The sequence below is a fragment of the Trinickia sp. Z7 genome (assembly GCF_056498045.1).
Window position 1 is genome coordinate 323,873 of the sequence record NZ_JAUEQW010000004.1, and the last position, 12,292, is coordinate 336,164.

A 12,292-nucleotide genomic window follows, 5' to 3' on the forward strand; every position below is an offset into this window, starting at 1 on the left:
GAAATCTAGCGTCAGACCGAGAACGACGAGCCACAGCCGCATGTCGTCGCCGCGGTCGGGTTCTTGATGACGAACTGCGCGCCGTTGATATCGTCCTTATAGTCGATCTCGGCGCCGACCAAATACTGATAGCTCATCGAATCGATCAGCAATTGCACGCCGGCCTTGTTCATGACCGTATCGTCTTCGTTGATCGCTTCGTCGAACGTGAAGCCGTACTGGAAGCCCGAGCAGCCGCCACCTTGCACGAAAACACGAAGCTTGAGATCGGGATTGCCTTCCTCGTCGATCAGTTGTTTCACCTTCTCGGCCGCCGCGTCCGTAAAGACGAAGGGGCTCGGCATTTCGGTCACAGGGGTGTCGGTGACGGCGGTCATTCGGAATCTCCAAAAAAAGCTTCTAAGCGCTATTGTATGGCTGTTCGCCGACTCGTGCTGTACCGCGATCCGGTAACCCTATGATTGCAATGGATTCTAGCTTACCCGTGAATTGAGCGCTGGCCCGCTGAGCCTGGCGCAGAAGGGAGGCGCAGCGGCGAAGCTCGGCCATCGCGCAGAAAGCAAAAAAACGAAGGGAGCGAAAAAGCGAAAAAAGCCGCCGTGCATGCGCAGCGGCGGCTTTTTCGGCAGCGACCCGCCGGGAGGCGGGCGCATCGAAACGATTAACGCTTCGAGAATTGCTTCCGGCGACGTGCCTTGTGGAAGCCGACCTTCTTACGTTCGACTTCGCGCGCGTCGCGCGTCACGAAGCCAGCGCTCGACAGAGCCGGCTTCAGCGTTGCGTCGTAATCCATCAGCGCACGCGTGATGCCGTGACGAACTGCGCCGGCTTGGCCCGTTTCACCACCGCCCGAGACGTTGACCTTGATGTCGAACGTCGTGCCGTGGTTCGTGAGCTCGAGCGGCTGACGCACGATCATCAGTGACGTTTCGCGCGAGAAGTAATCCGCGATGGGCTTGCCGTTGACGACGATGTCGCCCTTGCCAGCCTTGATGAAGACACGAGCGACAGCGCTCTTGCGGCGGCCCGTACCGTAATTCCAATTACCGATCATATGGGCTCCCCTTAGATCTCGAGTGCCTTCGGCTGTTGCGCCGAATGCGGATGCGTGGCTTCAGCGTAGACCTTCAGCTTCTTGATCATGGCGTAGCCGAGCGGGCCCTTCGGCAGCATGCCCTTGACCGCTTTCTCGAGCGCACGGCCCGGGAAGCGTTCTTGCATCTTGCCGAACGTCGTTTCGTAAATGCCGCCCGGGTAGCCCGAGTGACGGTAGTACTTCTTGTCCGTGGTCTTGTTGCCCGTGACCTTCAGCTTGCCGGCGTTGATGACGATGATGAAATCACCGGTGTCGACGTGCGGGGTGAACTCAGGCTTGTGCTTGCCGCGAAGACGGCGTGCCACTTCGCTGGCGACACGGCCGAGAACCTTATCCGTCGCGTCAATCACGTACCATTCGCGCGTCACCTCTTCGGCTTTGGCGGAAAACGTCTTCATGATCGATCCAAAAAATTGACCTGCCCTTCGTATTTTTCCTGCTTAGTTTGGCGCATCGAGGCGCCGTGCAGGCTCTCCCTGTTCTTCTTCCGCGGGCATAGATGCGGAAAAGCCCTGAATTATAAAGGAATTTGGGAGGCGCCGTCAAAGGCGGCGATCACTGCGGCAAACAGCGGGCGAGGCAAGCCTAAAGCGCATGGCGAAAGGCTCGCTCGCCGCCCGCGAGCCGGGCGATGGCCCAGCTCTGCCGGTAGCCGCCCAATGTGACGGTCCCAGGGCGCTGCGCCGCGTGACAAGGCTCACGGGCGTGCCGCGCGCCGCTGCGCAAAAAAAAGCCCGAACTCTGGGCTCGGGCTTAATCCACCTAAGGAGGAGGGTGGAGGAGACATGCGGAGATTGCCAAAAGCGACAATCAATGTGAGGCATTGTACAGACCGAATGGCGAGCAGGCAAGAAAATTTGCATCGCGAAAACGCATCTCATAATGTGACAAATCGAGTGAGGGCGGCGCGGCGCGAAAGGCGAGCCCTGCCCATCGCATTGGGCGAGGCTACAATGCCAGTCCGACACTAGTATTGGCGTACAACAGTGGAGTCGCTATGGAATGCAAAGTGAGCTGGATGGGGCCGGACGGCATGGCCTTTGCGGCCGAGACCGGTAGCGGCCATCTGGCGATGATGGACGGCGCGCCGGAAGGCGGCGGGCGCAATCTCGCCCCCCGGCCGATGGAGATGGTGCTGCTCGGCACAGGGGGCTGCACGGCCTACGACGTCGTCATGATCCTGAAGAAGAGCCGCCAGGAAATTGCCGGCTGCTCTGTCACGCTCAAGGCCGAGCGCGCCAGCGAAGACCCGAAGATCTTCACGAAGATCCACTTCCATTTCACGGTGACGGGCAAGAATCTCAACCCGAACACCGTCGAGCGGGCGATCAATTTGTCGCACGACAAGTATTGCTCCGCCTCGATCATGCTCGCCAAGACGGCCGAGCTCTCGCATTCGTTCGAGATCGTGGAAAGCTAAAAAAATGCCGGCCTCCGAGCGGGGCCGGCGTTTTTTCATTTCGAATTGGGGAGCGAAGCAGGCCGGTAAGCCGGATTCTGTGCGTTCGCGGCGCCGCAAGGCGCCCCGAACGTGGCAGCCATTCCTCTAGGCGCGCCATTGCTGACGCGCTCGAGCTTCCTACCCGCAGGCGAGACGGGGGCCCCGCCCTGCATCCGGAGATGCGCGCCTGCCTATTTGGAATTGCTCCGGGTGGAGGTTACCGTGCCGGCTGCGTCGCCGCAGCCGCGGTGCGCTCTTACCGCACCGTTTCACCCTTACCTGATCCCGGCTTGCACCGGGCCATCGGCGGTTTGCTTTCTGTTGCCCTGTTCCGCGTGTCGCCACGGATGGCCGTTAGCCATCACCCTGCCCGTTGGAGTCCGGACTTTCCTCGCCCCTCCCGGCGCAAACCGGGAAAGCCGCGACTGCCTGGCCTACTTCGCAACCTGGAAGTCTACCACCTCGGCACCCACCGCCGCCGCGCGCGCATTGCCCTGCTCGCGCGCCCCTTCGGCGCTGCGCGAGCGCCGTCCCGCCCTAAACACCGCGGGATCCGAGTAGAACGCCGGATCGGCATTGTCCTGCCAAAATCCGGGCACCCCGAGGACCGGCAACGGCGCGTAGCGGCCGTTCTCCAGCTCGCCCTCGGCGAGCGAGGCCGCCACCGCTTGGTCCAACCATGCCGCCTTGCGCGCCGGCGGCCAGCCAAAGTAGTCGGCCGGCGCGGCGACGATCCACGCATGCCCCGTGCAAGCTTTGTACGGCGTCACGAGCTTTTCGAGCAACGCATGGCCGAACACGCGCGCTTCGCACCGCGCCCCCCCACGCCGCGCGCTGATCGACGAACAAGCCGCGCCAGTCGAATGCGATCAACGCAGCGCTCAACGCGGGATCCGACGAAACGAAGAGCACCGCGTTTTCGTCGAACAGCGTCAGAAAATCGCGTTCCGCGCCACGCGCCCCGGCAATGCCGTCACGCTCGATCGCCCGTGCCTGGCGTGCATTGAGCGTCGACTTCACGCGAGGATGGGCGAACCAAACGAGCGCGTTGAAGAAGTCATGCAGATTGCGGCGCGTCGGCACGCCGCCCGTCGCGGCGATGTGCGCCTCGTATGCGGTTGCGTCCGGAAGCTCCCATTGCTCGATGAAGGTTAGCGGCGACCCGTTGCCCGTGACATGACCGCACGAGCGGGCCTCGCGCGCGAGCATGGCGACGAAATCTGCGCTGTCGTGCCGCGCACAGTGTTGCCAGCGCACGCCGCGCTCGGCTAGCGGCTCGAGCCAAGGCGCGGACCAGTCGATCCGCTCCAGATTCGCAATGGGTGTCATCTCGATCCCGCTCGCTCGCCGAACCGCCGCCACGGTATTCACCGCCTTCCCCGTCGAGCCGACGCTCAGGCCAGACGCCAACCGATCGGCTCGCCGCCGCGCAGCGGCACCACCGCGGCTTCACCCGCCACGATCTCGGCCGGCAGCGTCCAGGCCTCGCGCACGAGCGTCACGCGCTCGCTGCTGCGCGGCAGACCGTAAAAATCCGCCCCGAAGAAGCTGGCGAACCCCTCGAGCCGGTCGAGCGCACCGGCGGCGTCGAACGCCTCGGCGTAGAGTTCGAGGGCGTGCAACGCCGTGTAGCAGCCCGCGCAACCGCACGCGTGCTCCTTCAACCCCTTCGGATGCGGCGCGCTATCGGTGCCGAGGAAGAAACGCGGATTGCCGGAAGTCGCCGCTTCGACGAGCGCGACGCGATGCGTCTCACGCTTGAGCACCGGTAGGCAGTAATAATGCGGGCGGATCCCGCCCTGGAAGATCGCGTTACGGTTGTAGAGCAGATGGTGCGCCGTGATCGTCGCGCCAAGCAGGCCCGCGGGCGCACCATCGTCGCGCACATACTGAGCGGCGTCCTTCGTCGTGATGTGCTCGAAGACGACCTTGAGCGCCGGGAAATCGCGGCGCAGCGGCGTCATCACGCGATCGATGAACACCATCTCGCGATCGAATAAATCGATCGCGGGATCGGTGACCTCACCATGGACGAGCAGCGGCAAGCCGACGGCTTGCATCGCCTCGAGCGCTTTCGCGCACTTGGCGAGATTGGTCACGCCGAAGTCCGAATTCGTCGTCGCTCCAGCCGGATAGAGCTTCACGCCATGGATGAAACCGCTCTCTTTGGCGCGGCGGATTTCGTCGGGCGGCGTGTTGTCGGTCAAGTACAGCGTCATCAGCGGCTCGAACGTAGCGCCCGCCGGCAGCGCCGCGAGGATGCGCTCCCGGTACGCACGCGCGGCGTCGACCGTCGTCACCGGCGGCTTGAGGTTCGGCATGACGATCGCGCGGCCGAACTGGCGGGCCGTATGCGGCAAGACCGCCGCGAGCATTTCGCCGTCGCGCAAGTGCAGGTGCCAATCGTCAGGGCGGGCCAAGGTGAGCGAGGACGGCGCGCCCGGCTGTTGAGGGGCGTTCGGGGACAAATCGGAAACGGTCATGGCGATGGATCTGGCAAGAAAGCCGGCAAGAATGCCGCTGCGCGACGAGCAGCGAGTACGATCGAACGAAGCATGCCGCCCACCCATCGTGGAAAAACAGCAACGGACGCCCGCTCGGGCCCGCCATTTCGCTTTTTTCGGCCGACGGCTCGGTATATGCTTCAAAAAAACATATTGTAGCGGGTTCGGATTGCGCACCCGCACGTTCACACGCACCGCTAGCCCGTACCATGTGCCAACTCCTCGGAATGAACTGCGCCGCACCGACGGACGTCACGTTCTCCTTCACGGGCTTCGCCGCACGCGGGGGCATCACCGATCACCACGCCGACGGCTGGGGCATCGCCTTCTTCGAAGACAAAGCCTGCCGCCTGTTCATCGACCATCAATCGTCGGCCACCTCGCCGATCGCCGAGATGGTCAAGCGTTATCCGATCAAATCGAAAAACACGATCGCGCATATCCGCAAGGCGACGCAGGGGCACATTCTGCTCGAGAACTGCCACCCGTTCATGCGCGAGTTGTGGGGCAGGCATTGGATCTTCGCCCATAACGGCGATTTGCAGGACTATCGCCCCGAGATCACCGGCGTTTATCAGCCGGTAGGCACGACCGACAGCGAAGTGGCGTTTTGTGCCTTGATGCAGGGCTTGCGCCGCGCGTTTCCGGGGGCTCAGCCGCCCCTGCAGGAGCTGTTCGACGCCGTGGGCGCGCTCACGCGGGACATCACCGATTACGGCGTATTCAATTTCTTGATGTCCAACGGACAGGCGCTATTCGCGCATTGTTCGACGCATCTGCATTACATCGTTCGGCGTTGGCCATTCTCGACCGCCCATCTGATCGACGCCGATATGTCGATCGATTTCGCGCAATACACCACGCCGGAGGACCGGGTCGCCGTCATAGCGACGCAACCGCTCACCGACGACGAGACCTGGACGGCGTTCGCTCCGGGCGATCTGCTGATGTTCCAAGACGGCGAAGTGGCGGCGCGGGCGCATTTTCCCGTGCCCGCGTCGGTGCTCGAAAAAGCGCGCAACCCCGCTTGCGATCCGAGCGCTTCTGCGTCGACGCGCGCCTGTGCCGCCGCGTTCGGTGCCGACGCGGACGCCGACGACATCGCCGCGTTCGAATCCTGAGCGAAGCGGCGCGTCGCCGCTTCGCTCAGTGAAGAATCTTCGCTAGGAATTCCTTTGCCCGATCGGACTTCGGGTTCGCGAAGAACGCGTCCTTACGATCATCCTCGACGATGGCGCCGCGGTCCATGAAGATGACGCGATGCGCGACTTTCTTCGCGAAGCCCATCTCGTGCGTGACGCACATCATCGTCATCCCCTCTTGTGCGAGTTCGACCATGACGTCGAGCACCTCGTTGATCATCTCCGGGTCGAGCGCCGAGGTGGGCTCGTCGAACAGCATCGCCACCGGGTCCATCGACAGCGCGCGTGCAATCGCCACGCGCTGTTGCTGGCCGCCCGACAACTGAGCCGGAAACTTGTCGGCCTGCGCTCTCAACCCCACGCGATCGAGCAGCTTCAAGCCCTTGTCGGCCGCTTCGTCCTTCCCGCGGCCCAGTACCTTGACCTGCGCGAGCGTCAAGTTTTCCATGATCGACAGATGCGGAAACAATTCGAAGTGCTGGAACACCATGCCGACTTTGGCTCGCAGCTTCGACAAGTTCGTTTGCTTGTCGCCGAGCGATTGGCCGTTCACGATGATTTCGCCTTTCTGAAACGGCTCCAAGCCGTTCACGGTCTTGATCAACGTCGATTTACCCGATCCGGACGGCCCGCAAACGACGACGACCTCGCCCTTCGCGACTTCCGTGGTGCAGTCGGACAGCACCTGAAAGGTGCCGTACCACTTCGATACGTTCTTGATTGAAATCATCATGCGACCTTTTTCCGAAGTCCTTTCACAATGCTCGATGCGACCGTGCAAACAACGAAGTAAGCGGCGCCGGCAAACAGCACCATTTCGACCATCGTGCCGTCGCGATCCCCGATATTCGTGGCCGTGCGGAAGAAATCCGCGAGGCTGATGACGTAGACGAGCGAGGTGTCCTGAAAGAGCACGATCGCCTGCGTCACCAGGAGCGGCACCATTGCGCGAAACGCCTGAGGCAGGATCACGTAGCGCATCGACTGCCCGTAGGTCATGCCGAGCGCAAACGACGCGTTGGCCTGCCCACGCGATACCGACTGGATGCCGGCCCGGATGATTTCGGAATAGTACGCGGCCTCGAAAAGCGAGAACGCAACCATGGCCGAAGCGAGTCGAATGTCGATATTCGCCGAAAGCCCGAGCACGCTTTGCAGGAACTGCGGCACGATCAAAAAGAACCACAGCAGCACCATGACGAGCGGAATCGAGCGGAACACGGTAACGTACGCCTTCGCGAACCAACCGAGGGGCGCGAAGCCCGACAAGCGCATCAGCGCGAGCACGGTGCCCCAGACCACGCCGACCACGATCGCAAGCACCGTGATTTCCAGCGTGATGACGGCGCCGCTCCACAATGTCGGCAGCGCGCCGGGAATGCCGCTCCAATCGAAATGATGCATCACTTGCCTCCCACGTAGCCGGGTAGGCGGCTCTTCTGCTCGATGATGCGCATGACGCCCATGACGACGAGGTTGATCAACACGTAGGCGAGCGTCACCGCGATGAACGATTCGTAGGTTTGCGCAGTGTAATCGACGAGTTGGCGTGCCTGAGCCGACAGGTCGAGCAGACCGATCGTCGAGGCGACGGCCGAATTCTTGAAGACGTTGAGAAATTCGGACGTCAGCGGCGGGACGATGATGCGATACGCCACAGGCAGAAGCACGTAGCGATACGTTTGCCATTGACTGAGGCCGAGCGCGAAGCCCGCGGCGCGCTGGCCGCGCGGCAGCGCCTCGATGCCCGAGCGCACTTGCTCGCATACGCGGGCAGCGGTAAAAAGGCCCAGGCAGATGATCGACGACGAAAAGAACTGTGCGCCCGGCGGCAACTGCTTGAACCAGTCGCCCATCGACACGGGCAAGAGCTCGGGCACGACCAGGTACCAGACGAAGAACTGCACGATGAGCGGCACGTTGCGGAAGACGGCGACGTAGACGGTGCCGAGCGCCGCGAGACGGCGGTCCTGCACCGTGCGCAGCACACCGAACAGCGAGCCGACGACCAAAGCGATCACCCATGCGGCGAGCGACACCGTCACCGTGACGCGCATGCCCGAGAGCAGCCATCCGAGGTAGGTCGCGGCCTCGCCCGTTGCGACCGGCTGAAGCAAAACGCCCCAGTTCCAGTGATACGACATGATGTGACCTCCAACGAAAAGAACGGAAGAAGCTGGTTTGCCCTTCTTCCGTTCGATTCAACTTCCGATTGCCGACAGACGTTTAATCGATTGCCTTATCGTTCGGATTCTTGAACAGCGCTTTCATGTCGTCGCTTTCGGGGAAGGCCAAGTTCAGGCCCTTCGGCGGAATCGGCGATTCGAACCACCGCTTGTAGATCTGATCCGCCTCGCCCGACTTCTCGACCTGCGCGATGGCCTCGTCCACCACCTTCTTGAACTCGGCGTCGTCCTTGCGCATCATGCAGCCGTAGGCCTCCTTCGACTGCGGCGCGCCGACGATCACGTAATCGTTCGGCGTGCGCGACTTCGCGCGTTCGCCCGCGAGCAGCGCGTCATCCATCATGAACGCGACCGCGCGGCCCGTCTCGAGCGTTTGGAACGATTCGCCGTGGTCCTTCGCACTGATGATGGACATGCCCATCTTCTTGTCTTCGTTCATCTTGCGCAGCAGACGCTCGGACGTCGTGCCCGCCGTCGTCACGACGGTCTTGCCCTTGAGGTCGGCCCAATCCTTCACGCCCGACTCTTTCTTCGTCATGAGGCGCGTGCCGATCACGAAGATCGTGTTCGAGAAGGCCGCCTGCTGCTGACGCTCCTTGTTGTTCGTCGTCGAGCCGCACTCGATGTCCACGGTGCCGTTCTGCACCAGCGGAATGCGGTTTTGCGACGTCACGGGGATGTTGCGCACTTGCAGATTCGGCAGGTTCAGCTTCTTCTTCACGGCATCGACGACCTTCATCTGGAAGTCGCGCGCGTAGCCCACGACTTGCTGCTTGTCATCGTAATACGAGAACGGAATCGACGATTCACGATGACCGAGCGCGATGACACCCGTGTCCTTGATCTTCTTCAGTGTGCCCGATTCCTGCGCAAATGCGCTTCCCGCGGCAAGCGCGGACAACGTGGCGACAAGAAGCGCCGTCTTCATGATCTTCATTCCAGGAGTCTCCGTGGCCTAAAAACGGCGCCAGTGTACCAAGTTATCTATTTGAAAGCATCCGCACAGGTACCGACCGCGCGTAACTGCAACGCTCGATGCGAGGAAACCGTGCGTTAAAAACGGGCGACACCTTGTCGGTGCCGCCCGTCCAGGGGAAGCCGGAAGCGCCGTGAGGCGCACCGGCAAGTCAAACCCGTTTCGCTTGTGGCGAAGAGGGAATCAGGGATACAGGCCACGCATTTCGCGCGCCATCAAAATCCGCTTACATGCGACGATGAACGCCGCCGTGCGCATCGACACCTTGTTGTCGCTCGCCACCTGCCAGACCGCGCCGAACGCTTCGCGCATCACGCGCTCCAGGCGCTGGTTGATCTCGTCCTCGGTCCAGAAGAAGCTCGAGAAGTCCTGCACCCACTCGAAGTAGGAAACCGTCACGCCGCCCGCGTTGGCCACCACGTCGGGGATGATCAACACGCCCTTGTCGTGCAGGATATCGTCGGCCGCCGTCGTGGTCGGGCCGTTCGCGCCTTCGACGATGATCTTCGTCTTGATCTTGGCTGCGTTCTTCTCGGTGATCTGGTTTTCGAGCGCGGCCGGGATCAGGATGTCGCTTTCGATCGTCCAGAACTCGTCGTTCGCCATCGGATCGGCGCCCTTGAAACCGCCCACGCCGCCCGTGTTCGCCACGTGCTCGAGCAGTGCCGTCGTATCGATGCCGCTCGACTTGTAGATCGAGCCCGTGTGATCCTGCACGGCCACGACTTTGGCGCCCGCTTCTTCGAACAGACGTGCGGCAATGCCGCCGACGTTGCCGAAGCCTTGCACCGCAACGCGCGCACCTTTGATTTCGAGTCCCACGCGGCGCGCCGCTTCCGTGCCGACGACGAATACGCCGCGGCCCGTCGCTTCGCGGCGGCCCAGCGAGCCGCCGAGCGCGATCGGCTTGCCCGTCACGACGCCCGTGGCCGTTTGGCCCTGGTTCATCGAGTAGGTGTCCATCATCCACGCCATGATCTGCTCGTTCGTGTTGACGTCAGGCGCGGGAATATCCGTGTTCGGTCCGATGATGATGCCGATCTCGCTCGTGTAGCGGCGCGTCACGCGCTCGAGCTCGCCACGCGAGAGCTTGCGCGGATCGACGCGAATGCCGCCCTTCGCGCCGCCGTACGGCACGTTCACGGCCGCGTTCTTGACCGACATCCACGCCGACAATGCCATCACTTCGGACAGCGTGACGTCCTGGTGATAACGCACGCCGCCTTTGCCGGGGCCGCGCGAGACATTGTGCTGAACGCGATAGCCCTCGAAATGCGCCACCGTGCCATCATCGAGCTCGATAGGCACGTCCACGATCAAGATACGCTTCGGACGCTTGAGTGTTTCGAGCCAACGCGACGACGAACCGAGGTACGGCGCGACGCGATCGACTTGACGCAGATAGTTTCCCCACGGGCCGAGATCGTCGGCATGAAGGTACGAGGGGATCGATTGTGCAGACGTGGTGGACTGCAATTGCGAGGACATGGACACTCCAACGGTCACGGAAATTGTGCGCCATTGTCGAAAAAGCCCATTTTGAAATCCAATGCCGTTTGGTCATCCCATTATGCATTTCTTGCATAACGTGCATGCGGCCGCCGTTTTCCCTATCCCCCGTCAGGGGCGGTCGACGCCCAGTTCCTCGGCCACGACTTGCCATAGGCGACGCACGAGTTGCTGGCGCGGATCGTCGCTGGTGCCTGCGAGTTTGTCGCGGTACAGGCGGATTTCCATCGTCAGCGTGAAGCGATCGGCGGGCAAAGCGCGCGAGGCGGTGCGGTCCAGGCGAATCAGATCGCCCGCCGCAACGGCGTCTTCGACGGCGCTGTGCGGCAAGAAGGCGACCCCGTGGCCGGCCAGCGCCATGGCCTTGAGCGCCTCCGCCATATCGGTTTCGTAGATGCGATCGAGATAGAGCGGTTCCGGCGCGTTGGCGACGATGACTTCCGTCATGCGCCCCAGGTACGCATTGGGCGTGTAGGACAAGTACGGAACGGGCGCATCGGCCGCGCCGGGCAACGTATAGCGAGCGCGGCCCGCACGCACCGGCGCCGAAAACGCGCTGATCGGCTCGGCGCCGAGCGTGAGCATGTCGTAGCGGCCAGGATCGAGCGCGACCGGTTGGCTCGGATGGTGGTAGGCCATCACGAGGTCGCACCCGCCTTCGACGAGCGAGAGCACGGCATCGTGAACGTTGAGCGCGCGCAAGCGCGTATGAATCGGCCCCATCTGCGCTTCGATCCGTTGCAGCCACAGCGGAAAGTAGGTCAGCGAAAGCGTGTGCGGCACGGCGAATTCGATCGTCGGCGCCGGCGAGCGCACGTGTCCGCGCAGCAGAATGCGCGACTCGTGCATGTGCGAGAGCATCGCGAGCGCCTGCTCGTGGAACACCTCGCCCGCCTGCGTGAGCCGGGTCGGATAGACCGAACGATCGATGAGTTCGGTGCCGAGCCATGCCTCGAGCGCTTGGATGCGACGCGAGAACGCAGGTTGCGTCACGTGCCGCAACTCGGCGGAACGGCTGAAGCTGCGCGTCTCAGCGAGCGAAACGAAATCTTCGAGCCATTTGAGTTCCATGCGAATGGGCCGGGCAAGGCCGAGCGTGAAGCGACGCCCGCATTGTACCGGGACGTGTTCGGGCGGGCGCCGCGCGCCCGTTCGGCGGCGAGGCATGCTCCCGCTCCTGCCTGCCTCCCGCCCGTTTCCCCTTCCGTGCGCGCCCCGAGCGTGCATGGAGTTCGTATGACGCACCGCAGCGCGAATCCGCGGCCACCATGCCGCGCGGTGCAACGACGCAGACACGCTCCGTTTGCGTCATTCCAGTGGCAACGTTGATGCAGTGCACCATCGACGCGCTCGGGGCACATCGACAGTGCCCTGGGCGCGACGCAGGTGCGCAGGCGCGCACCGCTTGCGATCGTCGCCGGCCCAATCGCCGACGGCC

At 62.8% G+C, this 12,292-nt stretch carries 12 protein-coding genes, 1 other RNA gene and 1 pseudogene; 2 read left to right on the forward strand and 12 right to left on the reverse strand.

Features of this window, described 5'->3' with window-relative positions; genetic code table 11:
- Window positions 1-11 precede the first annotated feature (11 nt).
- The 3 genes from erpA to rplM form a co-directional block, all read right to left on the reverse strand.
- Complete coding sequence (gene erpA / locus QQS38_RS10255) at window positions 12-377, reverse strand: iron-sulfur cluster insertion protein ErpA (RefSeq protein WP_479645257.1); 366 nt, start codon at window positions 375-377, stop codon at window positions 12-14.
- Between the two features lie 284 nt (window positions 378-661).
- Window positions 662-1,054, reverse strand: a complete 393-nt coding sequence (gene rpsI, locus QQS38_RS10260) for a 30S ribosomal protein S9 (protein WP_173255276.1) — start codon at window positions 1,052-1,054, stop codon at window positions 662-664.
- 11 nt (window positions 1,055-1,065) lie between these two features.
- The gene (rplM, locus tag QQS38_RS10265; protein WP_102609495.1) at window positions 1,066-1,494 is read right to left on the reverse strand and encodes a 50S ribosomal protein L13; all 429 of its coding nucleotides are present in this window, start codon (window positions 1,492-1,494) and stop codon (window positions 1,066-1,068) included.
- A gap of 599 nt (window positions 1,495-2,093) precedes the next feature.
- Here rplM and QQS38_RS10270 point away from each other — a divergent pair.
- Window positions 2,094-2,516 carry an OsmC family protein gene (locus QQS38_RS10270; protein WP_325338646.1) on the forward strand — a complete coding sequence of 141 codons (423 nt, stop codon included), beginning with the start codon at window positions 2,094-2,096 and terminating at the stop codon, window positions 2,514-2,516.
- 50 nt (window positions 2,517-2,566) lie between these two features.
- On the opposite strand, the gene rnpB is transcribed toward QQS38_RS10270, so the two are convergent.
- From rnpB to pyrC, 3 genes and pseudogenes are all read right to left on the reverse strand, one after another.
- Window positions 2,567-2,978: RNase P RNA component class A (gene rnpB / locus QQS38_RS10275), an RNA gene on the reverse strand.
- Window positions 2,972-3,866 (reverse strand): annotated as a pseudogene (locus QQS38_RS10280) (DUF3025 domain-containing protein). Before QQS38_RS10280 ends, rnpB begins: the two are co-directional and overlap by 7 nt.
- A 65-nt stretch (window positions 3,867-3,931) precedes the next feature.
- Complete coding sequence (gene pyrC, locus QQS38_RS10285; protein ID WP_479645258.1) at window positions 3,932-5,020, reverse strand: dihydroorotase; 1,089 nt, start codon at window positions 5,018-5,020, stop codon at window positions 3,932-3,934.
- 230 nt (window positions 5,021-5,250) lie between these two features.
- Between pyrC and QQS38_RS10290 the strand changes: the two genes are divergently transcribed.
- Complete coding sequence (locus QQS38_RS10290; RefSeq protein ID WP_479645259.1) at window positions 5,251-6,162, forward strand: class II glutamine amidotransferase; 912 nt, start codon at window positions 5,251-5,253, stop codon at window positions 6,160-6,162.
- A 25-nt stretch (window positions 6,163-6,187) separates the two neighbouring features.
- Here QQS38_RS10290 and QQS38_RS10295 read toward each other — a convergent pair whose 3' ends face one another.
- The 6 genes from QQS38_RS10295 to QQS38_RS10320 form a co-directional block, all read right to left on the reverse strand.
- On the reverse strand, window positions 6,188-6,913 hold the full coding sequence (locus QQS38_RS10295; RefSeq protein WP_479645380.1) for an amino acid ABC transporter ATP-binding protein: 726 nt from the start codon (window positions 6,911-6,913) through the stop codon (window positions 6,188-6,190).
- Window positions 6,913-7,587 (reverse strand): glutamate/aspartate ABC transporter permease GltK, encoded by a 675-nt coding sequence (gltK, locus tag QQS38_RS10300; RefSeq protein WP_479645260.1) that lies wholly within the window; start codon window positions 7,585-7,587, stop codon window positions 6,913-6,915. Before gltK ends, QQS38_RS10295 begins: the two co-directional genes overlap by 1 nt.
- Window positions 7,587-8,327 carry an amino acid ABC transporter permease gene (locus QQS38_RS10305; protein ID WP_479645261.1) on the reverse strand — a complete coding sequence of 247 codons (741 nt, stop codon included), beginning with the start codon at window positions 8,325-8,327 and terminating at the stop codon, window positions 7,587-7,589. The genes gltK and QQS38_RS10305 overlap by 1 nt, the downstream gene beginning before the upstream one ends.
- A gap of 82 nt (window positions 8,328-8,409) precedes the next feature.
- On the reverse strand, window positions 8,410-9,306 hold the full coding sequence (locus QQS38_RS10310) for a glutamate/aspartate ABC transporter substrate-binding protein (RefSeq protein WP_479645262.1): 897 nt from the start codon (window positions 9,304-9,306) through the stop codon (window positions 8,410-8,412).
- A 222-nt stretch (window positions 9,307-9,528) separates the two neighbouring features.
- Entirely contained in the window at window positions 9,529-10,833 is a 1,305-nt protein-coding gene (locus QQS38_RS10315) for a Glu/Leu/Phe/Val family dehydrogenase (protein ID WP_479645263.1), read from the reverse strand.
- A gap of 132 nt (window positions 10,834-10,965) precedes the next feature.
- The gene (locus tag QQS38_RS10320; RefSeq protein ID WP_479645381.1) at window positions 10,966-11,925 is read right to left on the reverse strand and encodes a LysR family transcriptional regulator; all 960 of its coding nucleotides are present in this window, start codon (window positions 11,923-11,925) and stop codon (window positions 10,966-10,968) included.
- Between the last annotated feature and the right edge of the window lie 367 nt (window positions 11,926-12,292).

Excerpts from the sequence above, each read along its gene's own strand:
- erpA (WP_479645257.1), bottom strand. The coding sequence starts at position 377 with ATGACCGCCGTCACCGACACCCCTGTGACCGAAATGCCGAGCCCCTTC.
- rpsI (WP_173255276.1), bottom strand. The coding sequence starts at position 1,054 with ATGATCGGTAATTGGAATTACGGTACGGGCCGCCGCAAGAGCGCTGTC.
- rplM (WP_102609495.1), bottom strand. The coding sequence starts at position 1,494 with ATGAAGACGTTTTCCGCCAAAGCCGAAGAGGTGACGCGCGAATGGTAC.
- QQS38_RS10270 (WP_325338646.1), top strand. The coding sequence starts at position 2,094 with ATGGAATGCAAAGTGAGCTGGATGGGGCCGGACGGCATGGCCTTTGCG.
- pyrC (WP_479645258.1), bottom strand. The coding sequence starts at position 5,020 with ATGACCGTTTCCGATTTGTCCCCGAACGCCCCTCAACAGCCGGGCGCG.
- QQS38_RS10290 (WP_479645259.1), top strand. The coding sequence starts at position 5,251 with ATGTGCCAACTCCTCGGAATGAACTGCGCCGCACCGACGGACGTCACG.
- QQS38_RS10295 (WP_479645380.1), bottom strand. The coding sequence starts at position 6,913 with ATGATTTCAATCAAGAACGTATCGAAGTGGTACGGCACCTTTCAGGTG.
- gltK (WP_479645260.1), bottom strand. The coding sequence starts at position 7,587 with ATGCATCATTTCGATTGGAGCGGCATTCCCGGCGCGCTGCCGACATTG.
- QQS38_RS10305 (WP_479645261.1), bottom strand. The coding sequence starts at position 8,327 with ATGTCGTATCACTGGAACTGGGGCGTTTTGCTTCAGCCGGTCGCAACG.
- QQS38_RS10310 (WP_479645262.1), bottom strand. The coding sequence starts at position 9,306 with ATGAAGATCATGAAGACGGCGCTTCTTGTCGCCACGTTGTCCGCGCTT.
- QQS38_RS10315 (WP_479645263.1), bottom strand. The coding sequence starts at position 10,833 with ATGTCCTCGCAATTGCAGTCCACCACGTCTGCACAATCGATCCCCTCG.
- QQS38_RS10320 (WP_479645381.1), bottom strand. The coding sequence starts at position 11,925 with ATGGAACTCAAATGGCTCGAAGATTTCGTTTCGCTCGCTGAGACGCGC.